Origin of the sequence: Paracoccus methylarcula, from assembly GCF_003007735.2 — a bacterium.
Lineage (GTDB): Bacteria > Pseudomonadota > Alphaproteobacteria > Rhodobacterales > Rhodobacteraceae > Paracoccus > Paracoccus methylarcula.
The window spans coordinates 199,377-215,465 of record NZ_PXNQ02000003.1; the positions used below are offsets into that span (position 1 = coordinate 199,377).

Below are 16,089 nucleotides of genomic sequence, written 5' to 3' on the forward strand. Positions count from 1 at the left end.
CCGACGGGGGACAATATGATGAAAGACGCGGATCAGCGATTCATGGCCCTGGCCCTGGCCGAGGCCGAGCAGGGGATGGCGGATGGCGGGCTGCCGATCGGCGCGGTGCTGGTCCGGAACGGCGAGGTGGTTGCGGCAGGCCATAATCAGCGCGTGCAGCACGGTGATCCCATCGCGCATGGAGAGATGGACTGCCTGCGCAAGGCCGGACGGCAGCGCAGCTATCGTGACACGGTGCTTTATACCACGCTCAGCCCCTGCATGATGTGCAGCGGCACGATCCTGCAATTCGGCATCCCCCGCGTCGTCATCGGAGAGGCCGAGAATTTCGAGGGCGACATCCCCTTCCTGCGCGAGCGCGGGGTCGAGGTCACGCTGATGGATGACGAGGACTGCAAGGACGTGATGCGGCGTTTCCTGGCCCGGCCCGGCAATCTGGAGCTGTGGCACGAAGACATCGCCGAAGATTGAGGGGCAGCGAGATGGATCAGAAAAGCCAGGATTACCCGCTGTCCGAAGTGCCTCAGGCGGCGCGCAAGAGCTTTGGGTCGCTCGTTGTCGTGCTGCTGGGCTTCACCTTCTTCACCGCGACGATGTTCGCGGGCGGCCGGATCGGCGCGGCCTTTCCGCTCTGGCCCGACCTGGTCGCGATCATCGTGACCGGGAACCTGCTTCTGGGCGCCTATGTCGCGGTGCTGGGGATGATCGGCGCGCGTACGGGGTTGAACACCGCGCTGCTCAGCCGTTTCAGCTTTGGCCGGATCGGGGCGAAACTGCCCGATCTGCTGCTCGGCTTCACGCAGATCGGCTGGTATGGCTGGGGCACGGCGACCATGGCCGTCGTGCTGCTGCGATTGGTCGGGATGGATGCCGAGACGCATTCGACCCTGGCTTACGCCTTGATGATCCTCTTCGGCCTTGCCTTCTGCTGGACGGCCTATATCGGCTATCGCGGGCTGGAGATGTTGTCGGTCGTCTCGGTGCCGCTGATGATCCTGCTTCTGGCGATATCGCTGTGGATCGCGGTCGGTGACGGCGGAGGCGGCCAGGGCCTGATGGCGATCCAGCCCGGCGAGGCGCTTGGCATCGGCACCGCCATCACCATGGTTTTCGGCACTTTCGTATCCGGCGGCACGCAGGCGACCAACTGGACCCGTTTCGCGGCCAGCCCGAGCCAGGCTGTCTGGGCGTCCCTGATAGCCTTCTTCATCGGCAACGGCCTGATGATCGCCACCGGGGCGCTCGGGGCATTGGTCTATCAACAGCCCGATATCGTCGATGTGCTGGTGATCCAGGGGCTGACCATGCTGGGGATCGTGATGCTGTTTTTGAACCTGTGGACCACGCAGGACAACACCATCTACAATTTCTCGGCCGTGGGCTGCACAGGCTTCGCCACCGAGAACCGGCGATTGGTCACGATCATCGGTGCAGCCATCGGGACGGTCCTCGCGCTTCTGAGGATCGACCTGCATCTCATCCCGTTCCTGCTGCTTCTGGGCACATTCATTCCGCCGATCGGCGGGGTCATCATGGCCGACTACCTGGTCAAGCGCCGCGGCTCCTATCCACCGGTCGCGACGGCCGATCTGCCGGATTTCAACAAGGCGGGCCTGGCCGGATATGTCGTCGGCTGCCTCGCAGCCTATTTCAGCCCGGGCATTCCGCCGCTCATCGGCATCATCGTGGCAATCCTGGTCTATATCGTGGTCGACCGGATACTGACGGCACGGGACACACCGGCGACCAGTTCGCAATAAGACATCGCATGGCGGGCAGCCCGCCATCGCGACCCGCCCGCCGATGCGGATCACGGCGAGTCACCTGGACGGGAAGCACCGGAATACCGTAACCCGCCTGCTCGGCACGGACCATTGACCCGGCGGCCCGTTCGCGGAACTCGCCCCCACGGGCTGAGATTTTCCTTGCACAAGAGCGCGAATGCGCGCCTATTCCACGACCACCGACAGGCGCGGTTTGCTGTCATGCGGACGGTCGTTCTCCAACTGCGAGACACGAGTTTCCAGCTCCGCGATCCCGGCGGCAACCTCTTCGGGGGCAAGTGCCTCGGGTTCCTCCTCCTTGCGGCCGATCATGCCGCGTGTCAGCCGGGCCAGCAGGCGCGACAGATCGTCCATGATCAGGAAGAAGGCCGGCACCACCAGAAGCGACAGCACGGTCGAAACGATGATCCCCCCGATCACCGCCGTCGCCATGGGCGCGCGGAAGGATCCCCCCTCGCCCACCCCGAGGGCCGAGGGCAGCATCCCCGCCGACATGGCAATCGAGGTCATCACGATGGGCTGGGCGCGCTTGTGCCCGGCCTCCATCACCGCCTTGATCCGGTCCATCCCCTGCCGCCGCATCTCGATGGCGAAATCGACCAGCAGGATGGCGTTCTTGGTCACGATCCCCATCAGCATCAGGATGCCGATCATCACCGGCATCGATAGTGGCGACGAGGTCAGGATCAGTGCCGAGGCCACGCCGCCGATGGCCAGCGGCAGCGACAGAAGGATGGTAAAGGGCTGGATCACGCTGCCGAACAGCAGGATCAGCACCGACAACACCAGCATCAGCCCCATGATCATGGCATTGCCGAAACTTTCCATCAGTTCGGCCTGGATCTCGGCATCGCCGGATTCGGCCACCCGCACGCCGGGCGGCAGATCCACCCCGGTGACAAGCTCGTTGAAACGCTCCGTCGCAGAACCGAGCGCCACGCCGACGGGCAGGCTGGCGCCGATGGTCGCCTTGCGGGTGCGGTTGAGCCGCTCTATGGACGAAGGACCTTCGCCGATGCGGATATCGGCGACGGATTTCAGCGGCACCGAGCCGCCCGTGACCGTCGCGACACGCAGGGCGCCGATCCGGGCAAGATCGCCGCGCGTCGCGTCGTTCAGCCGCACCCGCACGGGCACCAACCGGTCGTCTATCGCGAGCTTGGCCAGCGCCGCATCGATATCGCCGATGGTCGCCACCCGCACCGTCGCGGCGATGGCGGCGGTGGTCACGCCAAGCCGTGCTGCCTCGTCGGGCTTGGGCGTGATCTGCAATTCGGGCCGGGGCAGCGCGCCTTCGGTGCCGACATCTGCCAGCAACGGATCGCCGCTCAGCGCGTTTTCCAGCATGGCGACGGCGCGGTTCAGGCTCTCTTCGTCGTTGGACAGGATCGAGAAGGACAGGTCGCGCTCTCCCCGGTCGTTCAGCCTGTAGGTGCGAATATCGGGGACATCGCGCAGCATCAGGGCAATCTCGGCCTCGATCACGTTCTGGGGCTTGGTTCTGCCCTTGTTCTCGACATCCGGAACGATGGCAGAAAGCAGCGGCACCGAATTGCCGATCCCGGCCAGCCTATGCAGCAGCGAATGGTCCAGCTTGTCCAGAAGCACCGTCACCGAGGCACGGCGGATATCGAGATCCCCGGTCGGCGACGAGCCGCCCAGAACGAAGATGTCTTTCACCCCCTCGATCCCGCGGATGCGCTCGGTCATGGTGCTGGTCGTGCGCTCGGTTTCCTCCAGCGTTGCGCCGGGTGGCAGTTCGACACTGATCGAGATACGGCTGACATCCTCGGGCGGCAGGAAGCTGCCGGGCACCCGAAGCATGAAAAAGACCGAGACGATCAGGACCAGGATCGCGGTCAGCATGGTCAGGTATTTGTGCCGGGTGGTCATCGCCACGAAACGCAGGTAGCCGCGCATCACTGGACCGTCACGTTTTCCCTCCCCGTGCCCGGCGGCGTCCTTGTCGCGCATCAGGTAAGCCGCCATCATCGGCGTGATCAGCCGCGCCACCAACAGCGAGAAAGCCACGGCGATGGCCACGGTCAGGCCGAACTGCCGGAAATACTGGCCTGGAATGCCGGGCATGAAACTGACCGGGACGAACACGGCGATGATGGTGAAGGTGGTCGCGATCACCGCCAGCCCGATCTCGTCTGCGGCCTCCATGGCCGCGCGATATGGCGTCTTGCCCATGCGGATATGGCGGGCGATATTCTCGATCTCGACGATGGCGTCATCGACGAGGATGCCGGTGGCCAGTGTAAGTGCAAGGAAACTGACCAGGTTCAGCGAAAAGCCCAGCAGGTCCATCATCCAGAAGGTCGGGATGGCCGATAGCGGCAGGGCCACGGCGGCGATGAGCGTCGCGCGCCAGTTGCGCAGGAAGGCGAGCACAACCAGCACGGCCAGTAGCGCGCCCTCCAACAGCGTATGCAGCGCCGCCTCGTAATTGCCATAGGTGTAATAGACCGTATCATCGACGAGGCTTATTCCGACCTCGGGATACTGGCCCCGCAACTCGTCCAGCATCTCGTTGGTCACCTCGGCCACCGACACTTCCGAGGCGCCCTTGGCCCGGAATACCGCGAAGGTCACGACCGGCGTGCCGTTGAAACGTGAGAACGACCGCAGTTCCTCGTAGGTGTCGGTGATCGTCCCCAGTTCCGACAGCCGGACATAACGCCCGCCGCCAAGCGCGATGGTGGTGCGGGAAAGCTGCTCGACCGTGCTGGCATCGCCCAGGGTGCGGATCGCCTGCTCTCCGGCGCCGAGCTCCGCCCTGCCGGAACCGAGATTGGTGTTGGTCAGGCGCAGTTGCGAGCTGACCTGTTCGGCAGTCACGTCATAACTGGCCAGCCGCACCGGATCGAGTTCGATGCGGATCTCGCGGTCGGCGCCGCCATAGCGGTCCACCCGGCCGATGCCGGGCCGGCCCTGGAGCGCGCGCTTGATCTTGTCGTCCACGAACCAGGACAGTTCCGCCATCGTCATATCGGGGGCCGACACGGCGAAGGTCATGATCGCCTGCCCCTCGACATCGATACGGTTGACGATGGGGGTTTCCACGTCGCCCGGCAGGTCCCCGACGATCTTGTCGATGGCGTCCTTGGTATCCTGCACCGCCTTGTCGGTGGGCACTTCCATGCGGAACTCGACCAATGTCTGGGACTGCCCGTCGGTCACGGTCGAGGTCACGTTCTTGACGCCCGCAATGCCCGCGACGGAGTCCTCGACCTCCTTGGTCACCTGCGTCTCAAGCTCGGCCGGGGCGGCGCCGGATTGAGCTACCGTCACTGCGACAAGCGGCACATCGATATTGGGAAAGCGGGTGATGGGCAGGCTGTTGAAGCTTTGCCAGCCCAGCATCAGCAGCATGAAGAACGCCAGAAGCGGCGCGACGGGATTGCGGATCGCCCAAGCCGAGAAATTCATGGTTCCACCCTCACCCTGCGCCAGCCAGGACAGCGTTGACCCGGTCGCCGTCGCGGACAAAGGCGGCAGCCTTGGTCACCACCAGGTCCTCTTCGGCAAGCCCCGAAGTGATCTCGACCATGTTTCCGTCGCGTATACCGGTTTCCACTGGCAACTCGCGCACCACGCCATCCTCGACCCGCATCACCACCGGCTTCCCGTCAGTGCTGCTGCCAATAGCAGTGACCGGCACTGCCAGCCCTTCGCGCTCGGCCAGGATGATCTCGGCATCCGCATACATGCCCGAGCGCAGCGCATCCGGATCATCGATGGAGATCCGCGCGATGCCGAGCCGGGTCGTGACGCTGATCCCCGGTTCGACCAGCCGCAGGGTCCCGGAGATCGGCGCCTGGCCGCCGACATTGCGGATCAAGGCCGGCATACCCGGCTTCAACCGTAGCAGGTCAGCTTCGGAAATCTCGGCCCGCAGTTCCAGCGCCCCCTCTTTCATCAGCACGAACATGGGTTCGCCCGCCGCGCTGGCCACGGCGCCGACCTGTGCATTACGGGTCAGCACCTCGCCCGCCACCGGGGCAACGACCTCGGTGCGTTTCAGGTTCAACTCGACATCGGCAAGCTGCGCCTCTGCCAGGTCCACCTGGGCCTGCGCGGCCTCCAATGTCTGCCGCGCCACGGTGACCCGCGCCATAGCCGACACCGCCGCCGCCTGAGCCTGGTCATAGGCCGCCTGCGAGGCATTGCCGCGCGCACGCAAGGCGCGATTGCGTTCAGCCACGCGCTGCGCCTCGTCCGCCGAGGAATCGGCTTCGACAACCTGCGCCTCGGCCTGCGCGACCGTCGCCCGTGCCGAGGCCAATCCGGCCCGAAGCTGGCTCTTTTGCAGTTCCAGCGCCGCCGTCGAGAGGCGCGCGAGCACCTGCCCGGCATCGACATGATCGCCGACATCGGCCTCCAGCGTTTCGATCGGCTGGCCCTCGACCAATGGCTGGACGGTCACCTGTTCCACCGCACCGACGAGCCCCCCGGCAATCACCCGGTCGCGCAGGACCGTTCGCGCAACCTCGGAAACCGTGATCGCGGGCGGCGCGGGCTGGGTGGTGGCGGCGGATTCCTCTTCCGCCGCCCAGGCAGGCAGGGCGAGCGACAGAACCAGCACGGAAAGAATCCTGCACCTCATTTCGGCTCCTTCGGCCTTGCTGCGGCCACTTCATCCAGGATCATGTCGACCAGGCGCTGGACCAGCGCCGTCAAATCGTCGCGCGACAGCCGGCATTGCGCGCTTGGGCCATGCGCCTGGATCGATGTCGTCTTGACCAGCATCACCACCATCGCCGCATGCGCAAGAAAACGCCGCTCCGCCTCTTCACGAGACACGCCGGCGATCAGTGCGAAGGCGGCAACCAGGTAACTTGTTATCCCCCACTCCATATGCTGGACGACATTCCCGATCTCGGGCTTGCGCTGCGCCGCCGCCGTGATCTCGGCCCAGAGCGAGGCATCCTCGACATCGCAGCATTCCTCGGCCACACGCAGATGCAGCCCCTCGCGCAGCGCCGCCAGCGGATCGTCGGCCGTTGCGATATCGGTGAATTTCTGCCCCACCTCTTCAAGGTCGCGGGTGATGATCGCCGCCACCATCGCCGCTTTCGACGGGAAATAGCGGTAGAAATTGCCCACGCTCATCCCCGCCGCCCGCGCCAGTTCCTGCATGGAGGCGCCATCGAACCCTTTCTCGGCAAAGGTCTGGCGGATGCTGTCCAGAATCTCGCTCTCGCGCGGCCGGACAGGGGCGCCATCGGGATTCTGCGTATCGAAGGGAATGGGACGGATGACCATGTCGGGGGAGCGATTCCATAAGTGAACGTTCATTCACATGATTGCAGATATTGAGCAATCGTCAAGGAAAACTATCCAGCCCAACCCACCAGGCACTTGAAGGATATCGGCAATCGTCTGAATACTCTCCGGTATGAGCCTGGAGGCTGCCGCAATTCCGCAGCAGCACAAACGCGAATACAGGAGCCGATCATTGCGATACCGTCTGCTTTACCTCGTTCCTGTCGTCATGCTGATCATGGCCGGAGCGGCGGTCGGCTACACCAAGATCATGGCGAGGATCGGGTCGGGAGAACCGCCTGCCAGTGCCCCGGCTGAAAAACAGGCTGATCGCATTATCGTCTCGAAAAACGACAAGACGATGTATCTGCTGCGTGATGACAGGATCCTGACATCCTATCGCATCGCCATGGGCGCCGATTGGGACCAGGGGCACAAGCAACGGGAAGGCGATGAGCGGACACCCGAGGGAACCTACCGGATCGACTGGCGCAATCCGAACTCCGTCGCGCATCTTAGCCTGCATATCTCCTATCCGAACAAGGACGATGCCGAACAGGCGCGCCGCGGCGGCTATGATCCCGGCGGCAATATCATGATCCATGGCCTGCCCAACGGATGGGGTGCGGCAGGAGGATTGCATCGGCTGATGGACTGGACAGATGGCTGCATCGCCGTGACCAATGACGAGATGCGGGAAATCTGGTCCCTCACTCCCGATGGCACGCCCATCACCATCGCAGCCGAATGGAAAGAGCCGTGACCATCTGGTCTTTTTTCGAAATCCACCCACAAGAGGATGAAAGAGATGAATGTCCGCCTTGTCATGGGAATCGTCCTCATGCTTGGTGGGTGCAATCAAGATGAGGTCGAAGGCATATATCACGAGGATGACGGCGAGGGCACCCGCGTGACAATGATCCTCGAGTCCGGAAAGGTGCGGCTCTGGCAAGGCGATACAGATCTTCCGCCGCTTACAGGACATTACCGGCAAGAGGCCGGGCGCGTGATCCTTTCCCTGGCCGGGCGGGTCCTGACCCTTTCCCTGGAAGGCAACTGTCTTTACCCGATCGATGACCCATCTCAGGCGATTTGCAAAAGCCGATACTGAAGAGATGCCGTCTTCATAAGGCCCGTCTCGGTATCGGCGTTACGAAGATGCGGATCGCATCCTGGTGGCACTGATGCGCTGCGGCAGCCGGTGGACTCGCCAATGAACGCTGATCGGGCCTAATCGCGTCTGGAGGAAATATCCCGGGGCAGGTCACCCGATATCCGAAAGCAGATGGTGCATGCGCCCGGTGACGATGCCCGGAAATCGTTGAGACCGGCCCCGCCAAGGGATATGCTGCACCTTCAGCCAGGGTGTATAATCTGCTCCCAAACCCGACCGCGCCCCACCTTGCGGAAACGCGCAATCTTCGCTTCATCGGATCCGTAGCGGAACGCCATGTTGACCAGCTTGGCAACGTGTTTCTCAGGCAATCCATCATAGCTCGAGGTCGGGTATGACCTTTATTCCGACTTCACATGTATTCCGCAATCCGGTCGAGGCTCACTCCACGGTCACGGATTTCGCGAGATTGCGCGGCTGATCGACATCCGTGCCCTTGGCCACTGCCGTGTGATAGGCCAGATATTGCATCGGAATAGCATAGAGGATCGGCTGGAACAGATTGCCGCCTCCGGGCATGGTCAGCGTCGCGTAGACGCCGTCATTGGCCGCGGCAATGCCCTCGTGATCCGACAAGAGCAGGATCTGGCCGTGGCGCGCCATCACTTCCTGCATGTTCGAGATGGTCTTTTCGAACAGATGGTCATACGGAGCCAGCACGATGACCGGCACGTCACGGTCGATCAGGGCGATTGGACCGTGCTTCAACTCGCCCGAGGCATAGCCTTCGGCATGGATATAGCTGAGTTCCTTCAGTTTCAGCGCACCTTCCATCGCGACCGGGAACAGCGCCCCCCTGCCCAGATACAGCACGTCCTGCGCCTGCGAGAGCCATTCGGACAATGCCCGGCAATGATCCGACAAATCCAGCGTCTGCTGCAAGAGCCCCGGAACGGCCCGCAACTCGGCCAGATGCCCGGCCAGTTCGGCATCCCCGATACGGCCACGGTCATGCGCGGCCTTCAGGGCAAGGATCGCCAGCACGGTCAACTGGCAGGTGAAAGCCTTGGACGACGCCACGCTGACCTCGATCCCGGCCAGCGTGGGCAGGGCGATATCCGAATCGCGGGCAATCGCGGAAGTGCCGACATTGACCAGCCCGACGGTCCGGCTGACATGATCGCGGGCGTAATGCAGCGCGGCGAGTGTATCGGCGGTCTCACCTGACTGGCTTATGGCGATGAACCAGCTTTGCGGCGACAACGGAGGCTCGCGGTAGCGGAATTCCGAAGCCACGTCGATATCGCAGGGCAGGCCCGCCAGCGCCTCGAACCAGTATTTCGCGACATGGCCCGCATAATGCGCCGTGCCGCAACCGACCAGCGACAGCCTGTCCACCTCGCGGAAATCCAGCCCGTCGGGCAGCACGATCCTGTCACCCTTGACGTAATGGTTCAGGACATCGGCGATCACCGATGGCTGCTGGGCGATCTCCTTGGCCATGAAATGGCGATAACCGCCCTTGTCGATGGCGGTGGCACCGACATCGATCCGCCGCTCCGCGCGGCCGACCTGCTGGCATTCCTCGTCATATATCTGCACACCGGCACGGGTCAGGACCGCGTGATCGCCATCCTCCAGATAGGTGATCCGGTCGGTGAAGGGCGACAGCGCCACGCGTCGGAACCCAGGAACATCTCTCCTTCGCCATGGCCGATGGCCAGGGGGCTGCCCTTGCGGGCGGCGATCATCAGATCACCCTCGCCCTCGAACAGGAATGCCAGCGCGAAGGCCCCTTTCAGGCGGGCAAGGGTTGCGCGGGCAGCCTCGCGCGCGGTCATGCCCTGCTCCATGAAATGGCCGGCCAGAAGCGCCACGGTCTCCGTATCGGTCTGCGATTGCGGCTGGATACCGTTGGCGATCAGCTCCTCGCGCAATTCGCGGAAATTCTCGATGATGCCGTTATGCACGACCGCCACCGGGCCGGAGCGGTGCGGATGCGCATTCTCCTCGGTCGCGGCGCCGTGGGTGGCCCATCTCGTATGGCCGATGCCGGTATGGCCGCGCAGGGGATCATGCACCAGCCGGTCCGACAGATTGGCCAGCTTGCCCACGGCGCGGCGCCGGTCCAGCCGCCCGGCCTCGTCGATCGTTGCGACACCGGCGCTGTCATAACCGCGATATTCCAGCCGTTTGAGCGCGTCGACAAGCTGCGGCGAAACCTCGTGACGGCCCAGGATCCCGATAATGCCGCACATCAGCCCTTCTCCTTCTTCGCACGCAGGGCCTGCATGAGCCGGATGCCGAGGCCCGGTTTCGTGGCCTGCCTGGCGCGGCCGATGGCAAGGGCGCCGTCCTCTACATCCTCGGTGATGACCGAGCCGGATCCGGTCACTGCCTCGGCCCCGACCCGAACAGGGGCAACCAGCATGGTGTCGCTGCCGATGAAGGCATTGGCGCCGATCTCGGTGCGGTGCTTCATCACGCCGTCATAATTGCAGGTGATGGTGCCAGCGCCGATATTGGTCTGCTCGCCGATATGGGCATCGCCCAGATAGGTCAGATGGCCGACCTTGACACCCTCGTCCAGCACGGCGTTCTTGATCTCGACGAAATTGCCGACATGGACATCGCCGCAAGTTCCGCACCTGGACGCAGGCGGGCGAAGGGACCGACGGTTGCCCCTGACGAGATGTGACAGCCTTCCAGATGGCAGAAGGGCAGGATCTCGGCGCCGGATTCCACCGTGACGCCCGGGCCGAAGACGACATTCTGGCCAATGACGGCATCGCGGCCGATGGCGGTGTCCAGCGCGAACCAGACGGTTCCGGGATCCGCCAGCGTCACACCGTTCTCCAGCGCTTCGGCGCGGGCGCGGGCCTGGAATGCGGCCTCGGCCGAGGCAAGCTCGGCGCGGGTATTGATGCCCAGGGTTTCCTCTTCGTCGCAGGTGACGACATTGCAGCGGCGATCCTCGGCGCGGGCCAGCGCCACAAGGTCGGTCAGGTAATATTCCCCCGCCGCGTTGTCATTCGTCAGCCGGACGATCAATTGCCGCAGCAACCCGGCATCCAGGGCCATGACGCCGGAATTGCAAAGCGCGATCAAGCGAATAGCCTCATCGGCATCCTTGTATTCGACGATCCGTTCAAGGCCCGCCTCGGTCACGACCAGACGGCCATAGCGGCCCGGATCCTCGGCCTCGAAACCCAGCACGACAAGATCGGCCGTATGGCTCGCCAGCGCGGCCAGCGTATCCTCGCCGATAAAGGGGGTATCGCCGTAAAGCACGATCACCTTACCCTCGAACCCTTCCAGCGTGGGCAAGGCCTGACGCACGGCATGGCCGGTGCCAAGCTGTTCGGATTGCAGGACGATCCGCGCGTCCGGTTCCAGTTTCCGGACCGCCGTCTCCACCGCATCGGCGCCATGACCGGCAACGACGACGATCTCGGCGGGTTCAAGGCTGCGCGCGGCGGCCAGCGCATGGCCGACCAGCGGCACCCCTCCAAGGCGATGCAGCACCTTGGGCAGGTCCGACTGCATCCGGCTGCCCTGTCCCGCCGCAAGAATGACCACTGCTACCGGTTTTTCCGCCATGCCTGCCCCATTGCCTGTTCAATTTCGTTGTTCCGGGTTCTAATCCGTGCAGATGCGCTGGAAAGCCCTTGGGCATTCACCTTTGGTTTCGGATTGTTAACTGAAAGGGAAGACAGATGGCGGGAACGGTGGTTTTCGATCTGGATGGCACATTGGCCGACACTTCGGCCGATCTGATCGCCGCTGCGAATTCCTGTTTCGAGGCACGTGGGCTGGGCGCGCTTCTGGATCCGGTCGCGGATGCGCTGATCGCCTTTCATGGCGGGCGGGCGATGCTGCGGGCGGGATATGGCCAGATGCCGCCGGACATGCTGTTGCCGCCCGGCGCCGAGGAAGAGGATTACCCCCGCCTGCTGGATTTCTATGGCAACAATATCGCGGTCCATACCCGGCTTTATCCCGGCGTCGAGACGGCGCTGGAACGGCTTGCCTCGGATGGCCACCAGCTTGCCATCTGCACCAACAAGCCCGAGGGTTTGGCGGAAACGCTGCTTCGCCATCTGGGGATACGCGATGCCTTCGCCGCATTGATCGGAGCGGATACGCTGCCGGTGCGCAAACCGGATCCAAGGCCCTATCGCGCGGCGGTCGAGGCTGCGGGCGGCGAGGTCTCGACATCCTTCCTGCTGGGCGACACCGAGACCGATTGCAAGACCGCTGCAGCAACCGGCGTCCGGATCGCGCTGGTTGGTTTCGGTCCCGAGGGAGAGGCGATCTCGCGATTGAAACCGGATGCGCTGATCGGTCACTATGACGAATTACCGGTTTTGGCGCGTAGCTGGTTGGGCGAACGCGTGTCTGCCTAGGACCCAAGCGCGGCGTTGGCAGCCCGCACCAGGCTCATCCGGCAAATGCTGGGAATTTGGCTGCACAACCCCTACACAGCCGGTGCAACGGCGGCGCGCGTTGCACGACGTTTCTTCCGCTTTCGCACGAAAGTAGAGGCATCCGAAACATGAATCCGAAACCGGCGCGGCAAAACCAGTACGAAAAACATACTGGACCGGGTTGGGATAAAGGTGGGTCGCTCTTTCTTCTTCATGCAAAATATCCTCCGGGGGGGGCCACTGGTTCGAGAACCAGCCGGCGACGGGGCAGGCAGCCCCCGGCCGTCGCGGGGCGCATATCCTCGGGAAACGCCTCCGCCTTACCGGTTGCCGATCATGCCGAAGAACCGTGCCGTTCCGCCGCCATCCCCCAACCGGTCCACGGCCTGTTCAAGTTCGGCAGTCCCCGCCTCGCCCAGGACAGGCAAAGCATAGGCCCGGTATTTCGAGCGCAGCACGGCCATCGGCACCGGCGCCTCGGGATCGCCGGTCGCCTCGGTCGGGCCCGAGGCCAAACCCGCCCGTCCCGCATGAAAAGCCGCAGATCGGCAATGCGCCGGTGCGGGAATGCCGTGCTGTAATCCTCGCTCTCGGTGATGGTCATCAAGGCCGCAAGCCGCCGGATCTCGGGATCGGCAAAGCTATCCCCGGCGATATCCACGGGATCGACGCGTCCGCGGGCCAGCGCCACGGCGGTTGGATAGGCGGTGGAATACTGCGCCTCTTCGGTCGTGACCGGATCGCGCGTGGCGAGGCGGCGGGACTGGTGGAAGGTGACGATCTCGACCCGTTCGACCTGTTCGGATGTCAGTCCGTGTTCCGCCCGCAGGTTCAGTGCCGCCTGCACGGGGGGCTGTGCCCATCGGCAGATCGGCCAGGGCTTGAAATATTGCTCGGCGATGCGCCAGCGCTGGCCGAGATCGGACCAGAGATCGGCGGTATCCTCGCCCTCGACGGTGATCGCGGGGGCGCCGGTAAAGCCATCCGCCGCAAGATATCCCGCCGAAACACCCGCCATCGCGCCCCAGCCAGAGCCGTCCTTGAGCATGGTCGGATGATCGATGCAGCGCATCATCTGGCTGCGCGGTCCGTGATACTCGGCAATGCCGATGGCATGACGGGTCCGGACGCGATCCAGCCCGAGCAGTCTTGCTGCCAGGGCCGCTGCCGCCACGGCGATCCATGCGCCGGATGTGTGGTAATCGCTGGCGGTGCGGTGCAGCGCGATCCCGGCGCGGGTGCCGATCTCGTAGCCCAGCACCAGCGAGGCCAGGAATTCGCGGTCATCGGTCAGCCCCTCGGCCTGCGAGATGGCCAGCAGCGCGGGTAACAGCCCGCAGCCGACATGGCCCTTGGTCAGCTTGTGGCCGTCATGCCCGTCCAGCGAGTCGATGGTCATGCCACCGGCCAGGGCCGCCCCTGCCGGGCTGACCCTGCGGCCATCCATCAGCATGATCGCGCCTTTCGATCCCGCCGCGAAATGCTCTGCCGCGTGGTTGCGGATGATCCGCGACAGGCTTGTGCGGCTGCCCCCGGCGGCGACACCCAGCAGGTCCAGAAGCCAGCGGCGGCCAAGCGCCAGCGCCTCGTCGGGCAGGTCGGCGGCGCTTGTGTCATGGAGGAAGTCGTGGAGCTCTGGCATGATCCGGCCTCAGTCGCGGACGAAATCGGGAACGCCGAGCGTTCCCAGCAAGCGTGAGGTTTCGTTATGGACCAATGCGATATTGCTGTCGCGCACGGTCGGCAGCAATTGACGCGCACGGCGAATCTCGTCGTAATCCAGCACGGCCGAGACAAGCTCCTCGCCCTGGCCCGCCTGTGCCAGGATACGCCCGAAGGGATCGACGATACATGACCCGCCCCAGAAGCTCAGGTCACGCTCGGTCCCGGTCCGGTTCACCATGATGACCGGTGCACCGTAGATCATCGCGTAGAAACGGCAGGTCAGCACCCATCCACCGGGATTGTCGAATTCGACGCCAACCGCCTCGATGCCGGAACTGACCGGACAGATCAGCATCGTGGAGCCGTGCAGAAAGGCCAGATGGGTCAGTGCCGGGTTCCAGACATCGGCGCAGATGAGCAAGCCCGCCCGCCAGTGTTCGTCCATCGCCCATGTCTCGACGAAACGGCCCGAGGCGTAGTGCTTGCCCTCTTCCAGCTTGCCGTAATTGGGCAGGTTCACCTTGCGATGCAGATGCACGAGCTTACCATTCTGAAGAATGGCCGCCGAATTGTAGAATTGCGCGGCAGGGCCTTCTTCGATGAAGCCGACGGTGAGCGCCATCGGCCCGGCTGCCTCGGCCAGTTGCCTCAGCCGGGGATCCTTGCGCGACATCGCCGCCGTCAGCAGCTTTTCCGGCCCGTAATGGCCGGTCAGAGAAAGCTCGGGCATGACCAGCATGTCCAGCCCGGCCTCGCGCCCCTTGGCGATCCAATGCAGGTGGCGGTCGAGATTGGCATCGACATCGCCGATCTCGCTGGCGAACTGGGCCGCGCCCAGGTTCAGCTTCTTGCGGTTGATCATGGGCGCGTGCCTTGTCAGCAAAAACGTGTTGGGTGGGATCATGCCCACCCGACTGGTCAGATCAGGCCGTTATCCTTCAGGAACTGTGTGGCCGCGTTCTCGATCGAGACCTTCTCGACATCGACGCTGGCGTTCAGCTTGGCCATCACCTCGTCATTCAGCTTGGCCGAGACCTCGTTCAGCAGTTCGCCGATATCGGGATTGGCTTCCAATACCTCGTCGCGGATCACCGGGGCAAGGGCGTAGCTGGGAAAATAGCCCTTGTCGTCGGCGAGCACGGTGAAGTTGAAGGCGGGAATCCGGCCATCGGTCGCAAAGACCAGCCCGACATCGACCTGTCCGTCCTTGAGCGCCTGATAGACCAGCCCGGTATCCATCCGCTTGATATTGGCGCGGCCGAATTCGAAGCCATAGGCCTCTTGCAGCGGCTTCAGCCCGTCGGCGCGGGCATAGAATTCGGCATTCGAGGCAAGGGTCAAGTCGCCATCGTCATTCACGGCCTGGGCCAGGTCCGAGATCGTCTTGATGCCGGTTTCCTCGGAATCCTCGGCGCGCATGGCGAAGGCATAGGTGTTGTTGGCCTCGGACGGGTTCAGCCAGACGATGCCCTTTTCGGCGTCCAGTTCCTTGACTCGGCTATAGGTCGCTTCGGGGTCCAGCTTTTCCTCGACCTTGTTATAGGTGATCAGCGAGGTGCCGGTATATTCCCAGTAGACATCGATCTGGCCGTTCTCCATCGCCTGCCGCACAGCAGCAGAGCCCATGCCGGCGCGGTTGTCGACATTATGGCCATTCGCCTCCAGCACCTGCTGGGTGATAGCCGAGAGGAGCTGCTGTTCGGTAAAGTTCTTGCCGCCGACGACGATATCGGCAGCCTGCGCGCCCATGGCGAAACCGGCGAGGGCAAGGCCGGTGAGGGTGGATTTGACGGTGATGTTCATTTGAAACTCTCCCTTTGTTGGCTGG

Annotated in this window: 11 protein-coding genes and 2 pseudogenes; 5 read left to right on the top strand and 8 right to left on the bottom strand. The window is 63.7% G+C overall.

The genetic code is table 11. From position 1 onward, the window contains the following. Window positions 1-18 precede the first annotated feature (18 nt). Both A7A09_RS06435 and codB read left to right on the top strand, forming a co-directional pair. Window positions 19-471, top strand: coding sequence for a nucleoside deaminase (locus tag A7A09_RS06435; protein WP_106690785.1), 453 nt, complete (start codon window positions 19-21; stop codon window positions 469-471). Between the two features lie 11 nt (window positions 472-482). Beyond that, complete coding sequence (codB, locus tag A7A09_RS06440; RefSeq protein WP_106690594.1) at window positions 483-1,760, top strand: cytosine permease; 1,278 nt, start codon at window positions 483-485, stop codon at window positions 1,758-1,760. A gap of 189 nt (window positions 1,761-1,949) precedes the next feature. Here codB and A7A09_RS06445 read toward each other — a convergent pair whose 3' ends face one another. From A7A09_RS06445 to A7A09_RS06455, 3 genes are read right to left on the bottom strand one after another with little or no spacing between them, the layout of a single operon-like run. Continuing rightward, on the bottom strand, window positions 1,950-5,219 hold the full coding sequence (locus tag A7A09_RS06445; protein ID WP_106690786.1) for an efflux RND transporter permease subunit: 3,270 nt from the start codon (window positions 5,217-5,219) through the stop codon (window positions 1,950-1,952). 10 nt (window positions 5,220-5,229) lie between these two features. Next, window positions 5,230-6,396 (bottom strand): efflux RND transporter periplasmic adaptor subunit, encoded by a 1,167-nt coding sequence (locus tag A7A09_RS06450; protein WP_106690595.1) that lies wholly within the window; start codon window positions 6,394-6,396, stop codon window positions 5,230-5,232. Then, window positions 6,393-7,055, bottom strand: a complete 663-nt coding sequence (locus tag A7A09_RS06455; protein ID WP_106690596.1) for a TetR/AcrR family transcriptional regulator — start codon at window positions 7,053-7,055, stop codon at window positions 6,393-6,395. Before A7A09_RS06455 ends, A7A09_RS06450 begins: the two co-directional genes overlap by 4 nt. A 193-nt stretch (window positions 7,056-7,248) precedes the next feature. Here A7A09_RS06455 and A7A09_RS06460 point away from each other — a divergent pair, with 193 nt between their 5' ends. Beyond that, window positions 7,249-7,818: a L,D-transpeptidase family protein gene (locus tag A7A09_RS06460; protein ID WP_245999186.1), complete on the top strand. Its 570-nt coding sequence runs from the start codon at window positions 7,249-7,251 to the stop codon at window positions 7,816-7,818. 45 nt (window positions 7,819-7,863) lie between these two features. After that, the gene (locus A7A09_RS06465; RefSeq protein WP_148043616.1) at window positions 7,864-8,166 is read left to right on the top strand and encodes a hypothetical protein; all 303 of its coding nucleotides are present in this window, start codon (window positions 7,864-7,866) and stop codon (window positions 8,164-8,166) included. A 444-nt stretch (window positions 8,167-8,610) separates the two neighbouring features. Here A7A09_RS06465 and glmS read toward each other — a convergent pair. Continuing rightward, window positions 8,611-10,427 (bottom strand): annotated as a pseudogene (gene glmS, locus A7A09_RS06470) (glutamine--fructose-6-phosphate transaminase (isomerizing)). Continuing rightward, window positions 10,427-11,769 (bottom strand): annotated as a pseudogene (gene glmU, locus A7A09_RS06475) (bifunctional UDP-N-acetylglucosamine diphosphorylase/glucosamine-1-phosphate N-acetyltransferase GlmU). The pseudogenes glmS and glmU overlap by 1 nt, the downstream one beginning before the upstream one ends. A 116-nt stretch (window positions 11,770-11,885) precedes the next feature. Here glmU and A7A09_RS06480 point away from each other — a divergent pair. After that, window positions 11,886-12,575, top strand: coding sequence for an HAD-IA family hydrolase (locus A7A09_RS06480; RefSeq protein WP_106690598.1), 690 nt, complete (start codon window positions 11,886-11,888; stop codon window positions 12,573-12,575). A 355-nt stretch (window positions 12,576-12,930) separates the two neighbouring features. On the opposite strand, the gene A7A09_RS06485 is transcribed toward A7A09_RS06480, so the two are convergent. Genes A7A09_RS06485 through A7A09_RS06495 form a run of 3 tightly spaced genes read right to left on the bottom strand, consistent with a single transcriptional unit; the run spans window position 12,931 to window position 16,064 of the window. Continuing rightward, a complete protein-coding gene (locus A7A09_RS06485) occupies window positions 12,931-14,238 on the bottom strand; it encodes an MmgE/PrpD family protein (protein WP_245999187.1) in 1,308 nt (435 codons plus the stop codon). Between the two features lie 9 nt (window positions 14,239-14,247). Then, window positions 14,248-15,123 carry a nitrilase-related carbon-nitrogen hydrolase gene (locus tag A7A09_RS06490; protein ID WP_170167031.1) on the bottom strand — a complete coding sequence of 292 codons (876 nt, stop codon included), beginning with the start codon at window positions 15,121-15,123 and terminating at the stop codon, window positions 14,248-14,250. 56 nt (window positions 15,124-15,179) lie between these two features. Then, window positions 15,180-16,064 carry a glycine betaine ABC transporter substrate-binding protein gene (locus A7A09_RS06495; protein ID WP_106690600.1) on the bottom strand — a complete coding sequence of 295 codons (885 nt, stop codon included), beginning with the start codon at window positions 16,062-16,064 and terminating at the stop codon, window positions 15,180-15,182. Window positions 16,065-16,089: the final 25 nt, after the last annotated feature.